General features: G+C 44.0%; 19 protein-coding genes. 11 read left to right on the plus strand and 8 right to left on the minus strand.

The features are described from left to right. Window positions 1-145: 145 nt before the first annotated feature. From GC093_RS25025 to GC093_RS25035, 3 genes are all read right to left on the minus strand, one after another. Window positions 146-1,219, minus strand: coding sequence for an acyltransferase family protein (locus GC093_RS25025; RefSeq protein ID WP_171654642.1), 1,074 nt, complete (start codon window positions 1,217-1,219; stop codon window positions 146-148). Between the two features lie 213 nt (window positions 1,220-1,432). Then, window positions 1,433-1,900 (minus strand): hypothetical protein, encoded by a 468-nt coding sequence (locus GC093_RS25030; protein WP_312886606.1) that lies wholly within the window; start codon window positions 1,898-1,900, stop codon window positions 1,433-1,435. An 843-nt stretch (window positions 1,901-2,743) separates the two neighbouring features. Beyond that, entirely contained in the window at window positions 2,744-4,153 is a 1,410-nt protein-coding gene (locus tag GC093_RS25035) for a hypothetical protein (protein WP_171654643.1), read from the minus strand. Between the two features lie 293 nt (window positions 4,154-4,446). On the opposite strand from GC093_RS25035, the gene GC093_RS25040 reads away from it, so the two are divergent. Then, a complete protein-coding gene (locus GC093_RS25040) occupies window positions 4,447-5,850 on the plus strand; it encodes an MFS transporter (protein ID WP_171654644.1) in 1,404 nt (467 codons plus the stop codon). Between the two features lie 272 nt (window positions 5,851-6,122). Here the strand turns inward: GC093_RS25040 and GC093_RS25045 are convergent, their stop codons facing one another. Continuing rightward, a complete protein-coding gene (locus GC093_RS25045; RefSeq protein ID WP_171654645.1) occupies window positions 6,123-7,100 on the minus strand; it encodes a phosphotransferase family protein in 978 nt (325 codons plus the stop codon). 217 nt (window positions 7,101-7,317) lie between these two features. Between GC093_RS25045 and GC093_RS25050 the strand changes: the two genes are divergently transcribed. Next, complete coding sequence (locus GC093_RS25050; protein WP_171654646.1) at window positions 7,318-7,728, plus strand: VOC family protein; 411 nt, start codon at window positions 7,318-7,320, stop codon at window positions 7,726-7,728. A 98-nt stretch (window positions 7,729-7,826) separates the two neighbouring features. Here the strand turns inward: GC093_RS25050 and GC093_RS25055 are convergent, their stop codons facing one another. The 3 genes from GC093_RS25055 to GC093_RS25065 all read right to left on the minus strand — a co-directional run bounded on the left by GC093_RS25055 (window position 7,827) and on the right by GC093_RS25065 (window position 11,366). Continuing rightward, complete coding sequence (locus tag GC093_RS25055) at window positions 7,827-9,350, minus strand: DHA2 family efflux MFS transporter permease subunit (protein ID WP_171654647.1); 1,524 nt, start codon at window positions 9,348-9,350, stop codon at window positions 7,827-7,829. 1 nt (window position 9,351) lies between these two features. Further along, window positions 9,352-9,888, minus strand: coding sequence for a PadR family transcriptional regulator (locus tag GC093_RS25060; RefSeq protein WP_171654648.1), 537 nt, complete (start codon window positions 9,886-9,888; stop codon window positions 9,352-9,354). 596 nt (window positions 9,889-10,484) lie between these two features. Next, window positions 10,485-11,366, minus strand: a complete 882-nt coding sequence (locus tag GC093_RS25065; RefSeq protein ID WP_171654649.1) for an AraC family transcriptional regulator — start codon at window positions 11,364-11,366, stop codon at window positions 10,485-10,487. A gap of 154 nt (window positions 11,367-11,520) precedes the next feature. On the opposite strand from GC093_RS25065, the gene fucU reads away from it, so the two are divergent. From fucU to GC093_RS25090, 5 genes are all read left to right on the plus strand, one after another. Continuing rightward, window positions 11,521-11,958 carry an L-fucose mutarotase gene (fucU, locus tag GC093_RS25070; RefSeq protein WP_171654650.1) on the plus strand — a complete coding sequence of 146 codons (438 nt, stop codon included), beginning with the start codon at window positions 11,521-11,523 and terminating at the stop codon, window positions 11,956-11,958. Between the two features lie 24 nt (window positions 11,959-11,982). After that, window positions 11,983-12,930: an aldo/keto reductase gene (locus tag GC093_RS25075; protein WP_171654651.1), complete on the plus strand. Its 948-nt coding sequence runs from the start codon at window positions 11,983-11,985 to the stop codon at window positions 12,928-12,930. Further along, window positions 12,927-13,940 carry a zinc-binding alcohol dehydrogenase family protein gene (locus GC093_RS25080; RefSeq protein WP_171654652.1) on the plus strand — a complete coding sequence of 338 codons (1,014 nt, stop codon included), beginning with the start codon at window positions 12,927-12,929 and terminating at the stop codon, window positions 13,938-13,940. Before GC093_RS25075 ends, GC093_RS25080 begins: the two co-directional genes overlap by 4 nt. A gap of 237 nt (window positions 13,941-14,177) precedes the next feature. Further along, the gene (locus GC093_RS25085) at window positions 14,178-14,900 is read left to right on the plus strand and encodes a TetR/AcrR family transcriptional regulator (RefSeq protein WP_171654653.1); all 723 of its coding nucleotides are present in this window, start codon (window positions 14,178-14,180) and stop codon (window positions 14,898-14,900) included. A 63-nt stretch (window positions 14,901-14,963) separates the two neighbouring features. Beyond that, window positions 14,964-15,641, plus strand: a complete 678-nt coding sequence (locus GC093_RS25090) for an MBL fold metallo-hydrolase (RefSeq protein WP_171654654.1) — start codon at window positions 14,964-14,966, stop codon at window positions 15,639-15,641. Between the two features lie 156 nt (window positions 15,642-15,797). Here GC093_RS25090 and GC093_RS25095 read toward each other — a convergent pair whose 3' ends face one another. Then, complete coding sequence (locus GC093_RS25095; RefSeq protein WP_171654655.1) at window positions 15,798-16,601, minus strand: Cof-type HAD-IIB family hydrolase; 804 nt, start codon at window positions 16,599-16,601, stop codon at window positions 15,798-15,800. A gap of 265 nt (window positions 16,602-16,866) precedes the next feature. Here GC093_RS25095 and GC093_RS25100 point away from each other — a divergent pair, with 265 nt between their 5' ends. The 4 genes from GC093_RS25100 (at window position 16,867) to GC093_RS35565 (ending at window position 19,967) form a co-directional block, all read left to right on the plus strand. Beyond that, window positions 16,867-18,018 carry a cation:proton antiporter gene (locus GC093_RS25100; RefSeq protein ID WP_171654656.1) on the plus strand — a complete coding sequence of 384 codons (1,152 nt, stop codon included), beginning with the start codon at window positions 16,867-16,869 and terminating at the stop codon, window positions 18,016-18,018. A gap of 379 nt (window positions 18,019-18,397) precedes the next feature. After that, entirely contained in the window at window positions 18,398-19,309 is a 912-nt protein-coding gene (locus GC093_RS25105) for a dihydrodipicolinate synthase family protein (RefSeq protein WP_171654657.1), read from the plus strand. An 8-nt stretch (window positions 19,310-19,317) separates the two neighbouring features. Next, entirely contained in the window at window positions 19,318-19,650 is a 333-nt protein-coding gene (locus GC093_RS35560) for a GDSL-type esterase/lipase family protein (RefSeq protein WP_216624798.1), read from the plus strand. A 56-nt stretch (window positions 19,651-19,706) separates the two neighbouring features. Then, the gene (locus tag GC093_RS35565) at window positions 19,707-19,967 is read left to right on the plus strand and encodes an SGNH/GDSL hydrolase family protein (protein ID WP_216624799.1); all 261 of its coding nucleotides are present in this window, start codon (window positions 19,707-19,709) and stop codon (window positions 19,965-19,967) included. Window positions 19,968-19,972: the final 5 nt, after the last annotated feature.

The raw sequence follows: 19,972 nt of genomic DNA on the forward strand, positions 1-19,972 counted from the left end.
GATGGAGCCTTTCGTTATTATTGTAATTGATTTGATGTTTGCCCGATCTGAAAATGATAAAAGACGCGTTCCCGAGGCTTTTGACAGCTTTGGGTATGCGTCTTTTTGCTATGTACAATTCAAATCAAGGTCAACTCTAGCTTAATTACCTTGCTTCTGTTCGTTGCTGAACTAATGAACCTGTGCCTTTGGCTGCGGTAATAGATTTCAAACGCTTTATCAGCGGTTTCTCTATGTAATAATAAAAAACACAGCACATCGTAAGAGCGGTCGCAAAGCAAAGAGATGTAGTTAAGGTTGGACCGAACCAGTTACTAAGGTGAAGGGCTTTCGTAAGCTTGAGTGAAATTGATAAAAACGCAAGGCTAGTCAGAAGGATGGAATAGGATGCATCGCCTAGAAATTGTAGAGGCTTTAGCCACGTTGGAGCAGCAATCCGTAACGATCCGATGCCAAGAAGCACAAGTGATGAGCCAACTGTGTACAGCATGTTAGAATAGCCGAATCCCGGGTCCATAAACCGGGCAACCCACACCGCGGGGAACACGAGCATACCGGCTGCAAGCCACAAGCCGCTGCCTGCTTTCAAGCGGGTCACCGCATACGCGATCAGCATGCCGAGAACAAACTCCAGATGCATCGCATCGAACAGAAAGCGGATAAGAACGCTGTCTACAAGCTTAATCCATCCCATACTATGTAAGCCGACGATAAGCAGCCATAGAGTAAACAGCGTTAACATCGTCTTTTTGCTCAACACGAACAGAAGGGAGAAGATAAGGTAGAAGAACATAATATAAACCAATGACCATGCGACCCCGAGAATAGGCACTTGGCTGTAAGGCAGCAGCAGAAGCGAGGTCACAATTTCCAGCGACTTCGTTTCGTAGCCGTTGCCGAAGGAAGGGGCGAGGAAATAAATGGGAATCACAGCAGCATTGACAAGCCAATAGATTGGATAAATGCGAACAAGCCGCTTAATAATGAACGTTTTCCACATTTGGATATTGCCGAAATGTCGGCGATAAATCGTTACCATCAGAAATCCGGTCAGCACAAAAAAGTATGCGTAGCCGCCCGATCTATCCATACTATTGACGCCCAAAAAGTTAATGGGGTAATACTTAGTTGCCAATTGAGACGTATGGAAAAGCATAACCAGCACTACGGCAATACCTCTTGCAGCTTGAATATAGGGGATAGCCAAACGTTGCTCCATTGGGATTTTCTCCACTTCTCTCTAGTCGATCTAAATTTATTTTTATCATCTCATATGTTCATGACAAAAGTATGACAGCTAGCTGAAAGGAAGCTTAAAGTATGCTGAAAGAAAAAAAATCTGCGAATTGTGTTCGAATAATGGAATCTACCCATAAAAAAATAAGCATATCCCACTGGGTTTCAGTGGAGGATATGCTTATTTTTTATTTATCTAAAAGCAAGTAAATTGATTGATTCGTCTAAGATCCAATCCAAAGTAAAGCCAGAAGCCCTGAGAGCCGTAGCCATACCAGCGGTAACCCGAGATCGAATTTCTCCCTACATGGGTCAGAAACATCCAATATTGGTCACCGTTATCCTGCCAAATATAGACGTTACGGTAGAGACAGCCACGAATACTGCCGGGATCCACTGCATAAAGGGAAGGCGATTGCTGAGGGATGAAGGACGGCGGCGGCGATTGCGGCGCTCCAAGCCCCTGCCCTCCTCCTGGACCTGGTCCAGGACCTCCTGGCGGATAGCCTGGGCCTCCGGCGCCTGGCATCGGTGGAAAGCCGCCAGGCCCAGGCCCCATACCTTGAGGGCCACCGCCAGGTTGCCCACCTGGAAATCCGGGCATGCCTGGCATAAGGCCTCTTTGATTGCTTTCATTTTTTTTATTCGATTGTTTTTGAGCCACGATATAACATCTCCCTTTTGTCAGTTGCCTATCAGCTTTTGCCTACAATATATGTAACAGATGCCCATCCCATATGGGCGAATGCCCCTAATGGGATTAAATATTTTTACTCATGAGATATAACAAAGAAATATGCTGTAAACAAAATATGTGCGTTGTGCGCTCCTTCGATATTGAGCCGCGGTAAATGATTGTGATGCATGTAGGAAAATATGAATTGTAGAAAAGATCCGCTAAGTTAACTTTAGTCTGGCTGACGCCGCAACAAGAGCATCATTGGAAGGACAGTGGTAATCAAAGATGTGCGGAAATGCAAGTTGAAGCAACGCGCTTATCGGCGTAACAAACATCAAGGAGGTTCAAAAAGAGACTACGCCAAAAACATACCCATCCTTCATAGAGCGGCCCTTTTTGCTTTAAAAAATATAAGAGTTTGCTCCAAATGGGCAGGTAGAGGAACAGGGATACGCTATTTTATTCTGAGACGAAATAAAGCATCGTACTTCCGTGACATGATGAATTTGATGCGATGCAAGAAAAATAGCGAACTGACGTTCCGTAAGCGAGCGGGAGCAATCCCATATAGGGTAGCGCAATCAAAAAAATGGTTGTTGTTTGTCACGCGGCCTTTCCATATTCATCCTCCATAAGAAGGAAAGAAAGGACCGTCCAGCTAACAGACGGTCCTTTCTTAGTAATATCAGCCAGAATTTATTAGTTTTCAGCGAAGCGAACCTGCATCGAAAGGGTTTCGAATATAAGCCTTCCTCATTTACCAAACATTCATTTAATCATGACAGTAGATGACATATTTAGCTGTTACAATAGGTCTAGCTAGATAGATCAGATAAGAAACATAGCTACAACAGTAGTTACAGCCAAGCCGATTACTACCGGCTTCAGGTTGCGGCGTGCCAGTTCGAACGGATCTACACCGCAGATGGCTGCAGCGGGGATGAGCGCCCACGGGATCAGTGTTCCGCCGCCGACCCAGATAGCGGCAATCTGACCGAGTGCGGTCAAGGTGGCGATTCCGGAGCCAATCGCGGTGGAGAATAGCTTTGCGATGGATCCAGCTAAGGAAATGCCAGAGAATCCAGAGCCATCGAGACCGGTTATGGCACCGACGGCAGTAAGCGTAACAGCTCCGACCCCTTTGTTGACCGGCACCGTCTGGGCTAATGCAAAGCCTAGGTCATTGACTAAGCCATGGGAATTTGCCGGCAGCACCTTGCCGAAAATTTCAATGAAGGCAGAGTCGCCGAGATAGAAGAACGCGGCAATAGGAATGACAGGACCAAAAATTTTAAAGCCGAATTGGAAGCCTTCGACCAGATAGCCAGTGGCTTTTTCCAAGCCCTTCTGTTTATTGGCAATTAACGTGATAAGCAGCATAATCAATAAGGCTGTGCCGCCAACAAGTGCTGTTGCATCGCCGCCTTGCAGGTTAAGCATGAACATGGCGACTACATCGGCCAAGAACAAGATAGGGATGAGCAGAGCGAACAATCTGCGGTTCGCTCGCGACAAGCTGCCTTCGCCCTGCGCAGCAGAGGAATCAGCAGTTGCGGCCGTTTCCATGTCCGCATAGCTGCCAATCTGCAGCTTGCCGCTTTTCATATCACGCCGCAGCAGCCAGAAGCTTGTTACCGTGGTAACGACGCCCATGACAATAACCAAAGGTATGCTCGCTTGCAGCACATCGCCTACGGGTATACCTGCCGCATCCGCCGTTAGCTTCGGCGCGCCTTGAATGATGAAATCGCCGGACAACGCGATGCCGTGCCCGAACAGATTCATCGCCGCTGCAACGCCTAGCGCAGGCAAACCCACCCGCAGGGCAACCGGGAGCAGCACAGCTCCTATAAGTGCAACCGCGGGTGAAGGCCAGAAGAACCATGAGGTGATCATCATCACAATTCCGATTATCCAATAGGCAAGTGCAGGAGTGCGGATCAACTTGGCGAAAGGAGCAATCATCGTTTCGTTGATACCGGTCTGTGTCAGCACCTTACCCATCGATACGATTATGGAGATAATCAATATCGTCCCCAAAAGTTCCTTAATAGCATAAATAAAGCTGGAAAACACACCGCTGACGGAGTGACTTAAGGATCCAGTAGCCAGCAGACCCAAAATAAAGATACCTAGAATACACAAAATAGTCGTGTCCTTGCGAAATACCATGAATCCGATGATGACTACGATTAACAAAAGATAAACCCAGTGTAAAGAAATTAAAGAAATATCCATCTTGGTCGCCTCCCAAAGGTTTTTGTAAAACAAAAACTGGCTTCGTAAGCATGAACTGGGTTTGTGTGAATCCAAACTGGGTTGTAAGCTAAGACTGAGTTCTTGTGTTAGGGTAATTGACACTGAAAGCTTATGTTGGCACAAGCCTGAGTAATTGGTACTACACCTTATGCATGTGTGGGCAGTTTTATTCTAAAAAAAGCTTTCCATAACGCCTGATGACAATGTCATGTTATGATAAAGTAGCAACTATATAAAGATAAGAGACATGAAATAGGAATAGGAGTGAATTTATGCTGGATGCTTCAAATGCTTCACCAAACGCTAACCATTCATCGCTTGATTTACGCAAAACGGCGCCGTGGATTATATTTATCATATTTTTCGCTGTTCTGAATGAGACCGTGTTTAACGTTTCCACGCCGAACATTGCTTTGCAGTATGGGCTGACCCCATCGGGCGTCAGTTGGGTATTGACGACTTTTATTATTTTCTTCGGAATAGGCTCCGTTATTTATGGTAAGCTATCTGACATTTATAGCCTAAAGAGGCTGATTGTCATTGGGATTGTTGTTTACAATGTCGGATCGATTCTAGGTATTCTATGCCAGGCGTGGTATCCGATGGTTATAATGGCTAGAGCTATACAAGGGGCTGGCGCATCAGCGATTCCCGCGTTAATTATGGTTGTAGTTGCCCGGTATTTTTCTGCAGAGGATCGGGGGAAAGTATTCGGAATTTTGAATTCCGCCGTGGCTTTCGCCGTTGGGGTAGGTCCGGTTATCGGAGGCTTTATTTCATCTGCTTATCATTGGTCTTTTTTATTTCTGATACCTCTGATTACTCTTATATCGATACCGTTTTTTCGCAAGGTGCTTCCTGATGAAGAGGTTCGCAGCGGAAAGGTAGATATACCGGGGGCTTGCTTGATCGGCTTCGGTCTTGCCTCTTTGATTCTATTCTTCACCATACCGCATTGGTATTACCTGACCGCCAGTTTGGTGCTGCTTGCTTGGTTCATCCTTCACATCCGCAGAGTCGATCAGCCTTTTATCGAACCGGATTTGCTCAAAAACAAGCTGTTCCGCAGCGGTTTGATTGTTGGATTTATTTTATTTTGCACCGTAATGGGGATTATGTTTATCATACCGTTAATGCTGAGCGGATTGAAAGGAATGAGCGCAAGTGCTATTGGCTGGATTCTATTTCCAGGGGCTATCAGCGCTGTTGTGTTCGGACCGATTGGCGGAGGCTTGGCGGATAAGCGGGGCAATAACTTTGTAGTGGCTATTGGAATTCTGCTGCTGACGATCAGTCTGCTGTTGATTTCTTCTTTGCTCGGTTTTAACGCGTGGTTGATGTCGGCAGCATTGGTGCTTATGTATATCGGATTCTCGTTCATTCAAACCGCATTGGCAAACAGTGTGTCTTTAACGCTGGAAATGAATCAGACGGGCGTGGGGATGGGGTTATTCAATCTGGTTGGCTTCATTTCGGGAGCAGTAGGGACGGCTTTAGTCGGCAGAGTATTGGATGAAAAGCTATTGAATTTCCCTATTAATCCATTAGTTCAGCAAACAGAGGCTCATCTGTACAGTAATTTACTGCTTGTGTTTGTGGTCGCTATTATCGTTGGAGCCATCGTTTTTTACAAAAGCTACGGAATGGTCAAATTCAAAGTGAAAGCTTCGTCTTGATAGACAAATGGATAGTACAAGAACCAGCACATTAGTGTTGGTTCTTAGTGTGTTGTGGCAGATACCCCAGTTTGATGAGTTTTTTAAAAGGTAAGAGAGGTTGGTTACTTTGCATCAATAGAATTACGGTATTCACCTGGGGAAGTGCCATAGGCTTGCTTAAACTTTTTGTAGAAAAAGCTTAGGTTTATTGTTAGACCGCCCCGCCGATTTTTAGCTATAGCTGCTCATAAGGGGATTCACATTAGTGTTTAATACCAAAACAGCATTCATCAATAAGAACGGACGGTTCTTGCGATCAAGCGTTGAAGGTCATGTATCCGGTTGGGGGTATCAAGGGTGGAATTGTTCAGCATATCGCACAGGGCGACGAGGTCTTCGAGCTTGGAAAGGAGTTTCCAGTTATCCGCTAGAACCGATCCTTGCTCTTGATAAGCATGAATAAAATGCTTCTCAAATGTTGAGCCGTCCTCTTCATACCGCAGCATATTGGCAATATCGGCATATCGGCTCCAGGAAAATGCGAATTCCCAATCGAGAACAGCTGATACTGTGCATTGTGTTGGACCCTGCTGCATCAATATATTTAAACCGTTGAAATCCGAATGGACGAGGACAGGCATTTCTCTGTTTTCCGACAATAATGAGCTGTTTGTTTGGCAGAAGGACCATAACGCTTCTATTAGTTCCCCACCCAGCCATTTACCGCATTGGTTCTGGAAGAGACTTTCTTCGATGAATGCGAGGAAAGTTCCACTATCCATGCTGAATGGCTGGATGATCTTCAAATCCTTGCCGAAAAAACCTGATTCAGTGAACGTATAAGCGTGTATATTGGCAAGAATGCCGCCTACTGAGGCCGCAGCTGAAGCGACAACTTGAGGGGATCCGGTTCTAACTATATCGCGCAAAAGGAGGCCGTCCTTCCACTCCAACACAGCCCAAGGTTTATTGAACGTGTTGCAGCTCGAATCGGCATATAGGAAGTCAGCGACAGGTACGGTTTGGCGCACGAGTTGAGTAATGGCAAGCTCTTTGTCTGCAATATTCCCGTCCCCACTGAACAAACGAACAACGTAGGGTTCGGCGCTTCCTTCCAGATGGATTTTGTAGTTGGAGTTACTGAATCCGATGCCGATTCGTTCTGCGGTCACGACCCGTTTACCTGGAAACGCGGGTTGGATTATTTCTTTTATTTGGTTAAGGTCAAGAGATAGGGCGAGTTCCGTTCGTTCCCAGCCTTCTTTCATATGTTCGCCTCCTTTTGTGCCCGTAGTATAAGAGGATAGCTTTTTACTTTTAGGAGTATCATAGCAGCTCTTAAACAATACCAAAATAGTCCATCTTCTTAAAGTGAACATTTTCCAGAAATCCTTGTTATGATGTATAATTCACTATGTATAGTTGAATGCTACTATATGAAAATAGTCCACATTTTGTAAAAAAATTATGCTAGGAGTGAAGAAAATGGCTGTTGATGTTTATATGAATTTTAATGGAAATTGCCGTGAAGCCGTAGAGTATTACGCACAGGTTTTTGATGTGAAAAACCCGCAGATTATGACTTTTGGAGAAACGCCTCCTCACCCGGACTTTACTCTTCCAGAGGAAGCCAAAAATTTAATTATGCACGCACGGCTTAACATCCTTGGAAGCAATGTCATGTTCTCGGACGTTTTTCCAGGCATGCCTTTTATTGCAGGAAACAACATAAGCCTTTCGATTGTTATTAAGGACATGGATGAAATTAAATCTTTATATAATAAACTAAAAGATGGCGGTACTGTAGAGATGGAGCTTCAAGAAACATTCTGGAGCAAATGCTACGGTAGCTTGAAAGATAAGTTTGGAATCGGATGGCAATTTAATTATGAATGATGGAGCCATGGAACAGTGACGGATCAGAAATATAAAAAAAGATAGGGAACTTTTCCTATAAAGGAAAAATCCCCTGTCTTTTTTGCTTTCACGATAATTTACACATGCGAAGCGCTGGATTGTTGTCTTTTTGTGGAGTCCAATCTACTTGCTCCTACAAACATCGCTGTAATCAAGCCGATACTTCCAACACAAATGCTGAGTATAAAACCGTGGTTAATGGCGGTACCTAACGCCTCCTGAAGAAACCTCCGGATTTGTGGGTCAATTGTACCTCCTGCTCGCATTAATAGTTCAGGGTTAGCTAACAAGCTGATTTTATCGTTGGGAATACCGACTTTAGCAGCACCCTCGGTTATTAAACTATATAGGTTATTATTTACGATTGTCGCCATAATAGAAGCTCCTAATATACCGCCAATATTTCGCCAGAAGCCAACGATGGATGAACTGACGCCCATATATTTGGGATCGACATTGGCAGCAATAGCGCTTTGCGCAACACTCATTAAAGGCCCGACTGCACCAATGCCAAGTAAAATCATAAGAGCAATCATATAACCACTGGAAGCATCAGTGCTAACAACAGACAGCAGCGATGCAACAACTATGGTCATCAGCATACTGAAAAGCATCAGCGTACGGAAGGTGAATTTAGACTGTAAGTAACCGAACAGAATAGCTCCAGCAATTAATGAAGCCATCATAGGCGTCAATACGCCATTAGAGTTACTATTACCTAATACCCCAACCGTAAAACTGGGCAGATAAGTAATCGCCGAGAACATGAGCACGCCTTGGCAGAAGCAAATAATACTTGTTCCCAATACCATCTTATTCTTAAATAGGGTTAGCGGGAGTACAGGCTCGGCTGCACGCCGTTCAACCAGAATAAATAAAGTCCCGATTACAGCAGATGTAGCGAATAAACTAATTTCCTGCCATGAGCTCCAAGCGTAATCCTTGCCTCCCCACTCAAGTGCAAGCATCAAAGAAACGGTTGTAATGATTAGAAAGAGCGTTCCCAAGTAATCTATTTTCGGTTTACGCTCTGAACGAGTTTCCTTTAAAGCAATCATCAAAACAATCATAGAGGCTAGGCCGATCGGTACATTGATATAGAAATTCCATCTCCATCCCAAATGTTCAGCAATAAAACTGCCCAGCTGTGGCCCCGCAACGGAAGAGAGACCAAAGATCGCTCCGAATACACCTGACATTTTGGCTGCATCCTTCGGATCCTTAAATATCGTATAAATAATGGTGAAGCTGATCGGGAACAAAGCACCAGAGCCAATGCCTTGAATGATGCGAAACCAAATGAGCTGGTCGACATTCTGAGCAACTCCGCATAATGCAGAACCGATAAGAAACATCCCGATTCCGATCATGTAAAACATCTTTCTGCCGAATAAATCGGACATTTTGCCAAACACTAGCATCGTGCTTGTTGCTGCCAACATATAGGCCGTAAATACCCAGCTTATTTTATCAAAAACATTAAAATCCTCACTTAATTTGTTAATACATGATGCAACAATCGTATTATCCAAGGATGACATTAATAGTCCAAGTGCCATAGCAAGAATGATGAGCTTATTATTTGAACCTGATCCGGCCATTCTAACCCCTCGCTTCTTGTTCTAATTGTTCCATAAGTTCTAATCCCTCACGCAATATTTCCAATTTAGCGCTATACTCCTTTATCCCTATTTGAATGCATATAGTCTGTGTGGGATGTATGTGATCTTTATTGAGTGAATACTTTTCGCTTAACAGCTCTAACTGCTTTTCTGTATGCTGCTGCACCTGCTTCAACCAGGCAATTACTTTGTCATACCCCACGAATTTGCCAAAATAAAGCCTCATCAAAAAATCCGATTTCAAGCTATCCGCTTCCAGAGGACTTTCCAGATAGGAGCTGAACTGTTTTCTTCCGTTCTCCGTTATGGTATACACGTTTTTATTCGGTTTACCGTCCTGAAGGACATTTTCCTTGGTTAACAGCTCCTCTTTCTCCATCCGATGCAGCATGGGATAGATCGTTCCGTAGCTTGAGCTGTAGAAGTAAGAGAATAGCTCTTCAAACAATTGTTTGATTTCGTATCCTGATAACGAACGCTCCATAAGCATTCCTAGAATAACATCTTGACTGTTCATGAAATGACCTCCTGTTAGTTTTTCGACTGAAAAACCAAAATTACAATATTTTCTATAACATTACGTTAGTTAATATATCAGTTCGATATATATCATGTCAATATATAAAAGTTATTTTTTGTAAGATGTACACCTCACAATGCTTGAACGATCATTCTGGAGCTTGGGTCAGCCAATTGACCATCAAATTGACAGTTCGGGGAACTGGGATGCTTTATTTTGATATGTACACGTGATCATTCAAGTGAAAGGGAACTAGGATCCCTTATTTCCTTGAAATGAGGGATTTTAACCGAGTTGGGACGAAATAACGCATCGTAGTTCCGTGGTTTCACGAAATCGCGCTAGTGCATGGCATTTAGCGGAATGACGTTCCGTTAGCAAGTGGGAGTGAAGTAGGAGGTGGGGGATATCCTTAAAAAGCAGCTTGGTCGCGAAAACCAACGAAGAGTTGTAAGCACACAACGTACGTGCCCTTGAAAGGTATGTACTAAACAGACATGCACTAAACGCACTTCACAGTACTGTTTCATCTGAGGCCAAAAACCCATATTCGGATCCCTCCCAACACAACAGTGTATGGGTTTAGGGCAGCCTTAGTTTTTTTCCAAAATACCCTTGGCTGATTTGCGGTACGCTGCTGGTGTTATGCCTAGAACTTTTTTAAACATGCGATGAAAATGGGGCAACGTTTCAAAGCCGCACATTTCAGCGATAAGGCTGATGTTGTGGTCGGTTATGTTAAGCAGCTCCTTGGCTCTTATGATTCTTTTGGTCATAATGTACTCCGTCAAATTCATGCCGATTGTCTGTTTAAAAACACGGCTGAAGTGTGCAGATGTAACGGATGCTTTGCGGGAAACCGTGGATAATCCGATATCTTTAAATAAATGGTCATCGATATAAAGCAGAATCTCCCTCATCCAGTTGGGCCCGCTTGATGAATCAATAGCACCTTGACCGCCATTCGGCCCGGTTTGTCGATTCAGGAGGAGCAGGATGGTTTGAAGCTGGAGCACAATGGCTTGCCTGTATCCGAGATTTAAAGCTTGTATTTCGTTATGAATATGCTCCATACTTAGTTCAAGGTCGTGCTGCTGCTGAGGCAAAAGCTCGAATTTATAGTTCTTTAGTTTCTTCTGCTGTTCGAAGCAATGAAGGTAAGAGAAGGAGTCCCCGAAGGAGGCATGCTGGACCAGCATAGGGCTGAAAAAGATAGCCGTTGAAGTAACCGGATCGTCTTTATCTGGCAATGCTCGATGGATCGTGTTGCCGGGAATTGCAAACAGATCTCCCTGCCGCATGTCATAGATCGTTTGATCGATAAACAAGGTTCCTGTCCCACGGTACACGTATACAAGCTCGTACCAATCATGAATATGGTCGGGAAGCTCAGTTTGTGTACTCTTGGTGCCTCTGTAGACGAATGAAAATGGAAATGCGCTGTTGGAATCGAATTGTTTTCGAATGGGATTCATATTTATTCTCCTAGGAGTTTTTAAACATATTATGGTTAGATGATATCAAAAAAGAGTACAAATTTGCAAAGATAGGTTATTTTATAATTATTATTTGTTGATAAAATAGAGTTAAGGTATGAATAAATTCTTTTCATGAGAGGAAGGAATGTAAATGCTGATCGGTATTTCAAAATTGATTTCACCTGAACTGTTAAAAATTATGATGGAGATGGGTCATGGAGATGAAATTGTTCTAGCAGACGCCAACTTCCCGGCGGCAAGTATCGCGCAGAGGCTAGTTCGCTGTGATGGGCACCCAATTCCGGAATTGCTCGATGCAATTCTTCAATTATTTCCATTAGACACCTACGTGGAGCATACAGCAGTCCTAATGGACAAGGTTCCTGGGGATACAGTTGAAACTCCTATTTGGAAGCGGTACCAAGATATTATGAAAAGCCATACTTCTTTGGATGAACCATTTGAATATGTGGAGAGATTCGCATTTTACGAGCGGGCTAAGAAGGCATATGCCGTTGTTGCTACGGGTGAGGGAGCGCAATACGCCAACATTATTTTGAAAAAAGGTGTCATTAAGCAGCAGAATTAAGCCGGTGAGGGGAGAAGGAGCAGCTTGCAATACAGAAAACTAGGCAAGACAGGTTTGGATGTATCTATTCTTAGCTACGGGGCATCTTCTTTAGGAAGCGTTTTTCGGGATGCGAACGAAGAAGAGGGAATCCGAACGGTACATTCAGCTGTAGATCATGGCATTAATCTAATTGATGTTTCTCCATACTATGGCTTAACTAAGGCGGAGACGGTACTTGGCAAGGCAATCAAGCAGCTCCCGCGTGACAAATTTCTTTTGTCTACAAAAGCAGGGAGGTACGGTTCGGACACGTTTGATTTTTCGGGAAAACGGATCATCAGCAGTATCGAAGAAAGCTTGCAGCGTCTGAACACAGATTACGTGGATATGCTATTTTTGCATGACATTGAGTTTGTTAGTTCGAAACAGATTATAGAAGAAGCAATTCCTGCGCTTCATCAATTGAAGGAGCAAGGAAAGATTCGATATTCCGGTATTTCCGGCTTGCCTGTTCAGCTGTTTGAAACCATGCTTCCTCAAATTGAAGTTGATGTGATTTTATCCTACTGCCATTATTCGTTAAATGATACATCGCTTTTAAGCTTATTACCGCTCATTAAGCAACAACAAATTGGTCTCGTGAACGCATCACCACTATCTATGGGCCTGTTGGGTACAAGAGGTGCACCTGAATGGCATCCGGGAAGTCAAGAGTTAAAGGATATTTGCAGAAAAGCAGCTGAGCATTGCGCAAGCAAAGGAGTGGATATCGCCAAGCTGGCTGTGCAATTTTCAACTAGCAATGAACAGATTCCAACAACTTTGGTTAGTACAGCGAATCCAGATAACATCAGCAAAAACATTGCGTGGACAGAAGAGCCAATAGATGAAGAGCTTCTGAAGGAAGTGCTTGCTATTCTGGCACCGATTCATAATCAGTCGTGGGTTAGCGGCAGACCAGAGTATAACGAAAAGGAGGCAATATCATGAAGGGTATTGTATGTGAGGAAATCGAAAAGTTTCAGCTCGTTGAGATGAAGGAGCCGTCTTTGGTGGCTGGCGAGGCGATAGTACGTATTCGAAGAATCGGCATTTGCGGTACGGATCTGCATGCTTATAAAGGCAATCAGCCCTTTTTCTCCTATCCACGGGTACTCGGACATGAGCTTGCAGGTGTAATCGAAGAGGTTGGACCCAATGAAGCTGGACTGCAGGCTGGCGATCAAGTAGGGATCATCCCTTACATGCAATGTGGGACATGTATCGCTTGCCGCAATGGCAAGACCAATTGTTGCACGGACTTGAAGGTGCTGGGTGTACATAGTGATGGAGGTATGAGAGAGCTATTGTCCGTGCCTGTGACTCATTTAATTCAGACGAATGGACTTACTCTCGACCAAACAGCGGTTTTGGAACCGCTTAGTATCGGTGCACATGCCGTAAGAAGATCGGAGTTAAAAAGCGGGGAAACTGTGCTCGTCGTTGGTGCAGGACCGATAGGGCTTGGCGTAATGGCCTTTGCGAAGCATCGCGGCGCACGAGTTATTGCTATGGACATCAACGATGAACGGTTAGCCTTTTGCCAGAAATGGGCGGGGGTCGATCATATTGTGAATGCTCTGAATCAGCCTAAGGAGCAGCTGGCAGCAATCACGGGAGGGGATTTCCCAACGGTAGTATTTGATGCTACAGGGAACTTACGTTCCATGACAGACTCCTTCGGACTTGTCGCACATGGGGGAAAGCTGGTGTATGTAGGTTTGGTAAAAGCGGATATTAGCTTTAATGATCCCGAGTTCCACAGGCATGAATTGACGCTGCTGGCAAGCCGTAATGCGACTAAGGAAGACTTCGATAATGTGACGGAAGCAGTAAAAAGCGGAAGCATCGACGTCGGAAGCTACATCACCCATCGAGTACCGTTTGAACAAATGATTGAGCATTTTGACAGCTGGCTGAAGCCGGAGACTAAGGTAATTAAAGCTATGGTAGAATTGTAATTCTTGTTTTCAAAAACCTCTAGCGCCATTGAGAAATAGGGCGTTAGAGGTTTTTTTGAGTTGAATAGATGCGTAAGCTCGTTATCGTACTTGGAAACCGCCACGCCACCTAAGGTTCGTCTGTTTGTCCTTGGGACAAGCTGTACAAAGCAGCTGTTGCATTTTCTATAACCAATGGTTATTATATAACCATAGGTTACAAACCAGTGGTTATGAATTTAAATGGAGGGCTTTAAGATGGAACAGAAGAAGAAGTCCAAACAAGAGCTTCGTTCAGAAGAAACGAAGCGAAGCATTGCCGAAGCGGCAGGGAAGCTGTTCACAGAGCGGGGTTACGATACCGTAACGATGCGTGAAATTGCAAAAGAAGCCAATTGCTCACATACAACGATTTATTTGTATTTTAAGGATAAGGAAGCACTACTGGAGCAGCTGGCTATCCCGCCTTTGCAAACTTTGGAAGCTGCATTTGTTTCGGTTATGAATCAAGAGTCGTTAGATCCAACGGGGAAGCTAAAAGAGATCAGCCGAGATTTCCTCCGATTCTGTCTATCGCATAGAAGCATGGTCACCGTCATATTCAATGTAAAGTCCGTGCGTGTTGATGAAGTAAACCCAACTGGGGAGGTAAATCAGCTGCGCACCAGTTTGTTCAGCTACCTGACGGAGAGTGTCAATCGGATTATTCCGGCCGATACATCGGAGGAGAGAATCAATCAGACTCGGATATACTTTTTTGTAATGAACGGCATGGTTAGCACTTACTTGAATAGTGAGGAACCGTTAGAGCCGCTGCTGGAGCGCATCATTCCATTATTGGATCAATCGATTGAGATTGTGCTGCTCGGTATGAAACATAAGCTTGAACAAGCGCAGGAGCCGGTGAACGGCCAAGCGAAAGGGCAAAAAGACAAAGAGAAGTCCAAAAAGGATAAAAAGCAGAAGGATAAACAAAAGTAGGCGCTGGCAGAAGAACAATAAGGTAAAAAAGTCGAAAATCGAGATAAGAGGAGAGTTGAAAATATGAAAGTGACACAGATTTCGGAGCATATTTGGAAATGCAGCATTTGGATAGTTATTCCTATTAGTGTGTGGATCGTGAAGTCAGATCGTGGTCTGACCTTAGTGGATGCGGGAATTCCATGGATGGCTAGAGGAGTGCTTAAGCAGATGAAGGCATTGAACCTGCCGCTGGAGCGGATTGTGCTGACACACGGGCATTCTGATCATACAGGTAGTATCAAAAAGATACTGGATGTGCATCAGGTTCCTGTATATGCGCATGAATTGGAGCTTCCGTATATGGAAGGGGAATTGCCTTATCCGGGACGTAAAAAAGCACAGATGTCGGTGGAACCGGGCATCGCTCAACCGCTCGATATGCAATCGATAGGCGGTTTAGTTCCGTACCTGACGCCAGGTCATTCGCCGGGTCATGTTGCCTTCTACCATGAGCAGGACCAGGTTCTTCTGGCAGGAGATTTGTTCACTTCCAAGCGCGGTCAGCTACAGCAGCCGATGGCAATGTTTACAGCGGATATGGAGCAAGCTGTGGGGAGCGGAGCTATTGTTGCTCAGCTGAAGCCTAAGCTAGTTAGCATATGCCACGGCGGTGAGGTCCAGCTGCCGCATCAGCAGTATGAAGCTTATAAAAGCAGATGGATGGACAGCCAGACAGGGCAATCTAACGTTCACAGTTGAATTCTGTATTCGGGTAATGCCATTCCCAGTCAGAGGATTTACCCGCTTAGCCGGACATTGAAAAATGAAAAAAGCGGTAAATCTCCATAGGAGAGTCGCCGCTTGTAATGCCTTCGTTTATGGCACGGGAAATAGATTATGATAAGTAAATTTCCCTTATAGGGAAGTTTGCAGCACGAATTTTTCTACAACATGCTTAACGCCATCCTCGTTATTGCTGTACGTAATATAGTCGGCTATCTTTTTGAGAGAATCAACCGCGTTGCCCATCGCTACTCCGAATCCGGCTGCCTCCAGCAGCTCATGATCGTTCCAGCTGTCGCCAATCGAGATAACCTCAGACATGTCATAGCCGTATTGACCGGCCAGGTAACGTAGTGCATCGCCCTTCGTGCCTTCGTGATGGATGATCTCTAAGAAATGAGGCTTAGACTTCGTGATATGCACCAAATGTCCGATTTCCTTGCGAAGCTCTATAGCAATTTCATCAAGCTTAGCTGGATCATCGATCATCAGCAGCTTGGTGGAAGGTTTATCAGCGAGCTCTTTAAAATTCGGGTACACAGTGAAAGGGATCTTGGAAAGCGCGGCGTAAGCTTCGATTTTTTCATTACGCTCTTTTACATATAGAATGTCGTCAAAATAAGTTTGCAAATGAAGTTCGTTGCGCTCGCAGTAATCGAAAAGGTAGCGGGCTGCTTCTGCAGGTACGGACCGTTCGTATAAAATTTTGCCGTCTATGGCATTTTTTACTAGAGACCCCTGATAGGTAATCAAAGGAACGTTCAGCCCCAGCTGGGAGGCTAGCTGTTTCGCGGAAGCGTACATCCGTCCGGTAGCCAATGTTACCGTAACCCCTTGCGCTAATGCTTGCTCCAGAGCTTGCTTGGTGCCTGCCGTAATTTCTTTCTCATCATTAATCAACGTATCGTCAATGTCGATTGCTAGCATTTTATACATCGTTTATTCACTCCTGTAATTTCTGTCTATCCCCACCATTATACCTTAGTTTAGTGCTCTGAACTATATAGGTTTTTGAAACCATTATGGAATGTATCCGTATGTATAAAAAGCGCATGTTCGAAAATAAAATAAGTTCGTTGCTTTGGAGGAGCCTGTCACCAAGGCCTTGCTATGTTTATATAGCAGGCTGTGGTAGTAGGGCTCTTTTTGTATTTTTTTCCTTGAAGTATCCATAATAACTTTATTAAGAAGGAGTGAAGCTATGCTTATTTTCCAACTCGCCATGATATTGCTGGCATCAAAAATCGCTGGAGATATTAGTGTTCGATTAGGGCAGCCCTCTGTACTGGGTAAGCTGCTCATAGGTATCATTCTGGGACCTGCGGTATTAGGAATCGTTACAAGTACAGAAGTGCTTAGTGAAATTAGCCAGATCGGCGTTATTTTACTAATGTTTATTGCAGGGCTGGAAACCGATACAGAAGAGTTTAAACGTACGGGTAAGGCGTCGGCCTATGTTGGTGTGGCAGGGATCATTGTCCCTTTTTCCTTAGGATATTTGGCTGGTATTACTATAGGGCTTCCTCAGATTGAATCTGTATTTCTCGGGCTGCTGTTATCTGCCACAAGTGTCAGCATCTCCGTTCAAGCACTTAAAGAAATGGGAAAGCTGAAGTCAAGAGAAGGGACAACTATTCTAGGCGCCGCTGTAATTGATGATATATTGGTCATCGTTGCATTGGCTTTTGTCATGAGCTTTGCAGGCGGTGATGTTAATCTAGGAGTTGTAGTTTTGAAGAAGATCGCTTTCTTTGCTATTGCAATACTTCTGGCCTGGAAAGTAGTCCCTTGGGTCTTGAAAAAATTCGCTCCGCTTAGAGTTACTGAGGCTGTGGTTTCAGCAGGGCTGATCATTTGTTTTGTTTATGCTTATTTAGCTGAGTATGCTGGAGTTGCTGCTATAATCGGAGCTTATATCGCAGGTGTAGCTATTAGTTTAACTAAGTATAAGCACGAGGTATTTGAGAAAGTGGAGACAATAAGCTATTCTATTTTTGTTCCGGTGTTTTTTACTTCCATTGGGGTAACGGCTGAATTTACAGGAATTACTCAAAATATCGGACTCATTATTGGCCTGAGTGTTTTAGCTATCTTAACCAAATTGATCGGTTCAGCCATCGGGGCGAAACTAGCTGGATTTCATTGGAGTAATTCATTAGCGATTGGTGCAGCCATGGTATCTCGTGGAGAGGTGGCATTAATTATTGCGGCTATGGGGCTTGAATCCAACTTGTTGAATAAGGATATGTTTGCTGTGATTATTGTCGTTGTGTTAATAACAACCATTGTGACTCCTCCTATGATGAAATTATTTTTCAGTAAGACTGGTGGAGTGAAGGTTGTGAAAGAATAACTAAATAAGACAGAAGCTAAAGCAAGAGCCCTTCAAAAACTTTGAAGGGCTCTCTTGCTTTAGGTGCGACCTGAAGATTAGGCTCGCAACAATAGTTCACACCCTGTACAAGAAGAACTTTTCGATATTTGGCCGGTTATTTTCTGTGTTCAGAGGATAGATCAGCATTTGCATATTGGAGGAAATAATGATCAATACTAAGGGCGCAGTTGGGTGAAACCGCCTACTAAGAGACTTAAAAATCGCGAATATTCATCATGATTTCATTTTGGTGGAAATAATTTTCACTAACTAATAAATGGTGAAATTAATTTACAATATCGAAAATTTATGATATGTTGTTTTAGCCAAACATTATAAACATCAGGAGGGGAGTTCATTGAGATTAGAAAAGTTCCATGGAATCATACCGGCTTTTTATGCATGCTATGACGATCAAGGAGACATCTCAGAAGCTCGTACCAAAGATTTATGTGATTATTTATATGAAAAACAGGTCCAAGGAGTCTATGTCGGAGGAAGCTCCGGCGAGTGTATTTACCAAAGCCTCGACGAACGGAAAGCCGTACTTAGTTATGTAGCGAATCAGTTGAAAGGCAAAATGACACTCATCGCCCATGTGGGGGCACCCTCCACGAGAGACAGCATTGAATTGGCGAAACATGCGGCTGCATTGGGCTATGACGCTTTATCTGCAATTCCGCCTATTTATTTCAAGCTGCCAGACCGTGCTGTTTATAAATATTGGAGCGATATTATCGAGGCAACTCCTCTGGACTTTATTATTTATAACATCCCTCAGACTACGGGATACACGTTGACACCGTCTTTATTCGAGAAGCTTCTCACGAACAAAAAGGTTATCGGAGTTAAAAATTCATCGATGCCGACCATGGATATTGAACGATTCAAAAAAGTGGGCGGAGACAATGTCATTGTATTTAACGGCCCAGATGAACAGTATGTAGCTGGACGAATTATGGGTGCTGATGGCGGAATCGGCGGGACTTACGGAGCTATGCCGGAATTATTTTTGCAAGCTAATGTATTCATCCAACAAGGTAAGTTTGAGGAAGCCAAGCTCATTCAGAGTGATATTAACGACATTATTATCGCATTATGCTCATTGAATGGCTCTATGTACGCAGTTATAAAAGAAGTTCTGAAAAGAAGAGGCGTAAATATCGGTAGCGTTAGAGGACCACTCGAAGGAATAAGCAGCGAGGATGAAGGTCAAATCGATAACATTATGAAAATGATCGATCAGGCTATTAATCGTTTTTGTAAGTGAGCCAAGTGATGAAAAAAACCATTGTATGCTTTGGAGACTCTAATACTTGGGGATACGACGCGGAAACGGATTTAAGGTTTGATGAGGAGACGAGATGGACTGGTCTTCTCGCTTCTCATTTAGGCAGTCAGTACAGTGTAATAGAAGAAGGCCTCAGCGGTAGAACGAGCGTGTGTGAAGATCCATTGTTCGAAGGGTTGTCGGGGTTATCTTATCTTTATCCGTGTCTGATGTCGCATTCGCCTTTGGATTTAATTGTGATCATGCTTGGAACCAATGATACGAAGGATCGCTTCGGTCTAACTTCTTATAATATCGCTCAAGGTATTGTCAGTTATTAGCGGTAAAAGCAAGGGGGACTACGTCAGGAGTAGACGGTCATTCCCCTGAAGTTCTAGTGATTGCCCCGCCTCCGATAGGAGAGAAGTACATCGATACTCCAATAGGCAGACCTATGGGTAACCAGTGCAGCGAAAAGTCGTTGGAGCTGGCAGAACATCTGGAAAATCTGCTTAAGGGGACGGGCATTCATTTTGCGGATTCGAAAGATCATGTCACTATGAATGAAATTGACTATATGCATCTTAATGCGGATGGACATAGACTAATGTCGAAATTTATATGGGGTCAGGTCACAAGAATATTAAACGAGAGGTAGATGTA

Source organism: Paenibacillus foliorum (assembly GCF_013141765.1).
Taxonomy (GTDB): domain Bacteria; phylum Bacillota; class Bacilli; order Paenibacillales; family NBRC-103111; genus Paenibacillus_S; species Paenibacillus_S foliorum.